This is a genomic window from Endozoicomonas sp. SESOKO2 (assembly GCF_024606245.1).
GTDB lineage: Bacteria > Pseudomonadota > Gammaproteobacteria > Pseudomonadales > Endozoicomonadaceae > Endozoicomonas_A.
Genome location: NZ_JAHHPQ010000195.1, coordinates 1 through 6,719, shown reverse-complemented (window position 1 = coordinate 6,719; position 6,719 = coordinate 1). Strand labels below are relative to the sequence as shown.

Annotated in this window: 7 protein-coding genes; 3 read left to right on the top strand and 4 right to left on the bottom strand. The window is 47.5% G+C overall.

All coding sequences use genetic code 11. The features are described from left to right. Positions 1 to 165: 165 nt before the first annotated feature. Positions 166 to 564, bottom strand: coding sequence for a hypothetical protein (locus tag KDK17_RS04700; protein WP_257254846.1), 399 nt, complete (start codon positions 562 to 564; stop codon positions 166 to 168). A 256-nt stretch (positions 565 to 820) separates the two neighbouring features. Further along, positions 821 to 2,275, bottom strand: coding sequence for an aminoacyl-histidine dipeptidase (locus tag KDK17_RS04695; RefSeq protein WP_257254847.1), 1,455 nt, complete (start codon positions 2,273 to 2,275; stop codon positions 821 to 823). Between the two features lie 158 nt (positions 2,276 to 2,433). On the opposite strand from KDK17_RS04695, the gene aat reads away from it, so the two are divergent. The 3 genes from aat (at position 2,434) to infA (ending at position 4,208) form a co-directional block, all read left to right on the top strand. After that, entirely contained in the window at positions 2,434 to 3,123 is a 690-nt protein-coding gene (aat, locus tag KDK17_RS04690; RefSeq protein WP_257254848.1) for a leucyl/phenylalanyl-tRNA--protein transferase, read from the top strand. Between the two features lie 25 nt (positions 3,124 to 3,148). Beyond that, positions 3,149 to 3,859, top strand: coding sequence for an arginyltransferase (locus tag KDK17_RS04685; protein ID WP_257254849.1), 711 nt, complete (start codon positions 3,149 to 3,151; stop codon positions 3,857 to 3,859). A gap of 130 nt (positions 3,860 to 3,989) precedes the next feature. Further along, positions 3,990 to 4,208: a translation initiation factor IF-1 gene (gene infA / locus KDK17_RS04680; RefSeq protein ID WP_252180026.1), complete on the top strand. Its 219-nt coding sequence runs from the start codon at positions 3,990 to 3,992 to the stop codon at positions 4,206 to 4,208. Between the two features lie 37 nt (positions 4,209 to 4,245). Here the strand turns inward: infA and clpA are convergent, their stop codons facing one another. Beyond that, complete coding sequence (gene clpA / locus KDK17_RS04675) at positions 4,246 to 6,546, bottom strand: ATP-dependent Clp protease ATP-binding subunit ClpA (protein WP_257254850.1); 2,301 nt, start codon at positions 6,544 to 6,546, stop codon at positions 4,246 to 4,248. Between the two features lie 20 nt (positions 6,547 to 6,566). Continuing rightward, on the bottom strand, positions 6,567 to 6,719 hold a 153-nt coding region (locus KDK17_RS04670; RefSeq protein WP_257287464.1), incomplete at its 5' end, for an ATP-dependent Clp protease adaptor ClpS.

Here is a 6,719-nt window from a genome sequence, read left to right as displayed (position 1 = left end):
GCGACACAGGTCATGCTGATGGTTCATACGCAAGGCAAGGCTGTATGTGGATTATCCAGCAAGGGCTATACAGTATATATCTGTTCAAGACATAACTGCCTTATGGCGTGTGAGCCTCATATCCATACGCTGCACAGCCTGCTGCAACTAATAAAGAGCCTTTTATCAAGCCTCTTCGCTTTCTTCCTGATCAACCTTTTCAGCCTGGAGCTGTTCCAGTTCCTGCTTACTGGCATTGAGCTGCTGAGTGAGCTGCTTTTGCTTGGTTTTCAGTGTCCCATTCTCTGTGGTCAGAGTTCGATTCTGCTCCTGCAGACGTTTGATCTGTTTCTTCATGCGATCAGGATTGCTGGCTCGCAGCGTTTTCAGCTCGTTATCAGCGCTCTTGACTTGCTTATTCAGCTTTTCAGCCTTCTGCTCAGCCGCATCAAGACGTGACTTCAGCTGAGTCACTTCTTTATCGTGCTGATCAGTGATTTCAAGGAGAGCTTGCAGGCGCTGTTGCTCAATAACGTCCAGTTCTTCATTTTTAAAGAAACGGCCTCCCGCGCTCAGGGTACCCATATTAATTACCTACCTCCGGAAAGAGTTTGAAGTGATGACAATAGGAAGCAGCCCTTGCCAGCGCAGGGCATCCACACATGTATGGGGAATATTTGATAATGAGATCAATTGTTCTTCATTCAATGGCTGGCAAAAGCAGACTGACTTTAGACGGGGGCAAGTCTATTACACTTACCCCTCATAGGAAAGAGCAATCTACACAATTTTTTACAATACTGCCAGTTTATTTGCTCATTCTGATGGCATTATGGGTCAATCAGGCCTCTGGCACGGCTTCCAGTGTTTTTATCAGGTAGTTCCAGAAATTTTCAACCGCCGGAATATGGACTTTTTCGTCCGGTGAATGAGGAAACCGAATGGTTGGACCAAATGAAATCATATCCCAGTTTGGATAGGCACTGCCCAGCAGTCCACACTCCAGGCCAGCATGAATTACTTTAATCTCAGGCTCGTAGCCGAAAAGCTGCTCATGAATGTCCACCATAGTTTTCAAAATAGCGGATTCGTTATTAGGCTTCCATCCCGGGTAAGCCCCCTGCTTTTTGACTTCAGCCCCCATTAACCGGTATAAACCGGCAATGCTCTCGGCATGTTCTTCCCTGGCACTGTCAATCAGGCTTCGCACCATATTTTCAACGGTAATCTGGCCATCTTTTATCTTGATGATCGCCAGATTATTTGACGTTTCCACCACACCTTCCACACTCAGACTCATTCGGTGAACACCATCTGGAGAGACATGCAGGGTATTCAACAACTGACTCTGTTCCGCCCGGGTCATTACCTTCTGAACAGGTTCTGACGCTTGCATAATAAGACTCAGATTTGACTCTACTTCTGCCAGTTCTGCACTGAATACACTCAGGCACTCATCAACAATACGGACCGCTTCTTCGCAACTGTCTGAAGGGATAGCCAGCTGCACAAAGGCTTCTCTCGGGATTGCATTTCTGAGCGTACCGCCGGAGTAGCATGCCACTCTGGCACCTACTTCAGATAACGCTTTCAGTAGCCTCACCATCAGTTTGTTAGCATTACCTCGCTGCAGTTTAATATCAACGCCAGAGTGACCGCCTTTCAGGCCTCTCAGAGAAAGACTGAAACTGCTGTAGCCTTCTTCCAGGTGCTCTTCCCGATAGCTGTGAGAAACAGAAACATCGACACCGCCAGCGCAGCCAACATAGAGCTCTCCTTCGTCTTCAGAGTCCATGTTCAGCATGATCTCACCCTTCATCAAGCCGGGCTGCAGGCCGTGAGCACCGGTCATACCACTCTCTTCATCAACCGTAAAGAGAGCTTCAATTGGACCATGAGGAATATCCGTCGACTCTAGCACTGCCAGAGCGGCCGCAACACCAATACCATTATCCGCCCCCAGAGTGGTTCCTTCTGCAGTAACCCAGTCGCCATCGACGTATGCCTCGATAGGATCTCTGGTAAAATCATGTTCCGTATCTGCGTTTTTTTGAGGCACCATATCCAAGTGACTTTGGAGAACTACTCCACGGCGATTTTCCATGCCCTGAGTCGCTGGCTTGCGGATGATCACGTTGCCCACTTCATCTACCAGACTATCCAGACCAAGACTCTCACCAAACTGCTTTACATAGGCACGAACAGCATCTTCATGCCGGGAGGGGCGGGGAATCTTGCAAAGCGCTTGAAAGTGTCGCCAAATGGGTTGAGGGGATAATTCAACAAGCTGGGTCACAGCTATCTCCTGTTGATGAGAGGTAAGGAGTATATGAAAATAATCTCTGAGAGAACGAGCGCCCATTAGTGAATACACCCATCAAAGACTGAGATTACCGTACCGATCCGTTGAATAGCCGAAAATCTAGTCTATTTTTTAACCCGATTATTGAAATAATGCACAAAACGATTCCTCTACTTGATCCCGATAAACCTCAATTCCCTGCCGTTCATGAGGCTCTGGATTACCCTGATGGTCTCCTGGCGATGGGAGGTAACCTTGCACCTGAAACACTGGCTGAAGCTTACATGAAGGGTATATTTCCGTGGTTCAACGAAGGCGAACCCATTCTCTGGTGGTCTCCCAACCCGAGAATGGTACTTTATCCAGACCAGCTGCACATCAGCCGCTCAATGAAACGTTTTCTGAAAAAGCACCCTTATCGAGTCAGCTTTGATGAAGCCTTCAGTGAGGTGATGACGGCCTGCTCGTCTCCGCGAAACAACCAGGAAGGCACATGGATCATCGAAGAAATGAAAGAAGCCTACACAACGCTTTTTAGAGAAGGTTTGGCCCATTCGGTGGAAGTCTGGTCAGGCGATAAGTTAGCGGGCGGACTGTATGGTGTCGCAATTGACAAAGTATTCTTTGGCGAATCCATGTTCAGTTTCAAAACCAACACCTCAAAGCTTGCAATGATTATGCTATGCAAAGAATTACTGATTAGAAACTTCCATCTGATCGATTGCCAGGTATACAGCCCCCATCTGGAGTCTCTGGGTGCAAGAATGATCAGCCGGGATGCATTTCTCAATGCATTGAAAGACGGTTGCCGAACGCCCGCAACCAGTGCACACTGGAAATAGATAGGGCAATGGACGGCCGAAGCTGATGAGCGCACTTAAAGATATTAAATTCTACGCAACCCAGCCACACAACTGCAGCTACCTGGAGGACAAGCAGGCTATAACATTATTTATGGATCCCGACAAAGATCTGGATCCGGCACTCTACCGACACCTGGCCGACATTGGGTTTCGAAGAAGTGGTCGTCACGTATACAGGCCTCACTGCCAAGGCTGCAATGCCTGCATTCCGGCCAGAGTCGTCGTTAATCTGTTTGACCCGAAACGCAAGCACAAAAAGCTGATCAGAAAAAATCAGGATATCGTAGTCACTCGATCCGAAGCCGAATACGATGATGAAACCTATCAGCTTTACAAAAAATACATCGCCATACAGCATCGCGATGGCGACATGTACCCTCCCTCTATGGAACAGTTTCAGTCCTTCCTCGTAGGTTGTCCTGAATTTTGTTGCTACTACAAATTCTGGCTGGACGAAAAACTGGTGGCTGTTGCTGTCACCGACGAGCTGTCGAATGGACTCTCTGCTATTTATACCTTCTATGATCCTGAAGTCAGCCAAAACAGAAGTCTGGGCAGTTACTGTATTCTCTGGCAGATAGAAGAAACCAAAAAGTTGGGCCTTAAGCACCTTCACCTGGGTTATTGGATCAAAAACTGCAAAAAAATGAGTTACAAAATTCAATACCGCCCTCTGGAAGTCTATGTTAACAACCACTGGGTTACTCTGAAGTAGTTGGCCCACCCCACACTGAGAATAAATTTAGATGGATAAAAGCGGGTTCACTTTGCTTTAAAGTTGGTTTTCAGGCAGAATGCTGCCAGATTTATTCAGCCAACGCTCTATTCCCGAGGTCAAACTTTAAATGGCGAAAGAAGAAAGTCTTGAAATGGAAGGCACTGTCATCGACACCCTGCCTAACACCATGTTCCGTGTAGAACTGGAAAACGGCCACGTTGTGACCGCGCATATTTCAGGCAAAATGCGTAAAAACTACATCCGTATTCTGACAGGTGACAAGGTCAAAGTTGAGCTAACCCCTTATGACCTGACCAAAGGCCGCATCACCTACCGTTCCCGCTGACAGGGGCCCCTCACCCCTGTCCCTCTCTTGGCATTTTTCAGCCCTGCTCACCATCCACTACTTCAAGATCCGAAGCCAGGCTTTTAGCGGGTTCGAACTTCAGGAATAGGCTTCCTTTCTTGACAGTCACGCGAACAAAACCACCGTTCTCAGACAGTTTGCCAAAAAGGATCTGTTCCGCCAGGGGCTTCTTGAGGTGCTCCTGGATAACACGCCCCATCGGACGAGCACCCATCGCGCGGTCATAACCTTTTTCTGCCAGCCACTCACGTGCCTCATCATCAACATCAATCTGAACCATTCTTTCATCAAGCTGTGCCTGAAGCTCTGTCAGGAACTTATCAACAACATGCTTGATGGTATCTTCGGTCAGTGAGTCAAAGGGAATGATAGAGTCAAGGCGATTCCTGAATTCCGGTGTAAAGGTTTTCTTGATAGCTTCCATACCATCTGTCGTATGATCCTGCTCAGTGAAACCAATAGAACTGCGAGTCATGGTTTCAGCACCGGCATTGGTCGTCATAATCAGGATAACATTTCTAAAGTCAGCTTTACGACCATTGTTGTCTGTCAGGGTACCATGATCCATCACCTGCAGAAGCAGGTTAAACACATCCGGATGCCCCTTCTCAATTTCATCGAGCAACAGAACACAATGAGGTGTCTTATTGATCGCTTCTGTCAAAAGACCACCCTGATCGTACCCGACATAACCCGGGGGAGCACCAATCAGCCTTGATACTGTATGAGCTTCCATATACTCCGACATATCAAAACGAACCAGCTCAACCCCCATGGACTTGGCCAGCTGACGACAAACTTCTGTTTTACCTACACCTGTCGGCCCAGAGAACAGGAAAGCCCCTACCGGTTTATCAGGTGCCTTCAAACCAGCACGTGACAATTTAATCGCGGTTGAAAGAGAAACAATTGCTTCATCCTGACCGAAGACCACCATCTTGAGATTCCTTTCAAGCTTGGAGAGCAACTCTTTGTCAGAAGAAGAGACAGATTTAGGCGGAATCCGGGCAATCTTGGCAACAATACTTTCGACATCGCCCACCTCAATGATCTTCTTGCGCTCTTCTTCTGGTAACAGACGTTGGTAAGCTCCAGCCTCATCAATAACATCAATTGCTTTATCAGGCATATGACGATCGTTGATATAACGATTGGCCAACTCTGCTGCGGCTTTCAAAGCATCATCCTTGTATTCAATAGTGTGATGCTCTTCAAAGCGGCTCTTGAGGCCGCGGAGAATATCGATGGTATCTTCAACACTCGGTTCACTGATATCCACTTTCTGGAAGCGACGGGCCAGAGCACGATCCTTTTCGAAAATACCCCGGAACTCCTGAAATGTCGTTGAACCAATGCAACGAAGATCACCGGAAGTCAGAAGCGGCTTTAAGAGATTAGAAGCATCCATAACACCACCGGATGCAGCACCTGCACCGATAATGGTGTGAATCTCATCAATAAAGAGAATGGCGTTATCGAGCTTTTTAAGTTCGCTGAGCAGCTTTTTGAATCGCTTTTCAAAATCACCACGGTACTTGGTTCCCGCCAACAAGGAGCCGAGATCCAGGGAATAAACCACCGCTCTGGAGAGCACTTCAGGCACTTCTCCGTCCACTATTCTTTTTGCCAGACCTTCAGCAACGGCTGTCTTACCAACACCAGCTTCGCCAACCAGTAGAGGATTATTTTTACGACGGCGTGTCAATATCTGGGAAACACGCTCAACCTCTTCTGCACGACCTACCAGCGGATCGATCTTACCCAGACGTGCCTGCTCATTCAGGTTGGTAGCATAATTCTTAAGCGGGTCTTTTCCGGCAGATTCGGGGTCGGTGTTTTCCTCCATGAGTTCACCACCCAATTCTTCCAGCTCATTACCAGGCATTTTGGAAATACCGTGAGCGATATAATTCACGACATCTATTCGGGCAACGTCCTGCTGCTTCAGAAAATAAACTGCCTGACTCTCCTGCTCACTGAATATTGCGACCAGAACATTAGCACCAGTGACTTCTTTTTTTCCTGAACTTTGCACATGAAAAACAGCTCGTTGCAGAACTCTCTGAAAACCGAGAGTGGGTTGGGTTTCTCGCTCTGTATCATTGGCAGGTATTAATGGGGTTGTTGAATCAACAAACTCAATCAACTCCTTACGCAGCTTTTCGGTCTGCACACCGCAAGCTAACAATACTCGGGATGCGGATTCATTATCAAGCAGTGCTAGGAGCAGATGTTCTACGGTCATGAATTCATGCCGCTTGCTTCTTACATCACGAAAAGCACTGTTAAGAGTCAGTTCGAGGTCTTTATTGAGCATATGATATTACCCTGAGAACACTAATCGGCCTTAATTGTTTTGCACAACAGGGGATGCTGGAATTCTCTGGAGTACTCGTTGACTTGCCGGGCTTTGGTTTCAGCCACATCCTTGCTGAATAATCCACATACAGCCTTGCCTTGCGTATGAACCATCAGCATGACCTGTGTCGC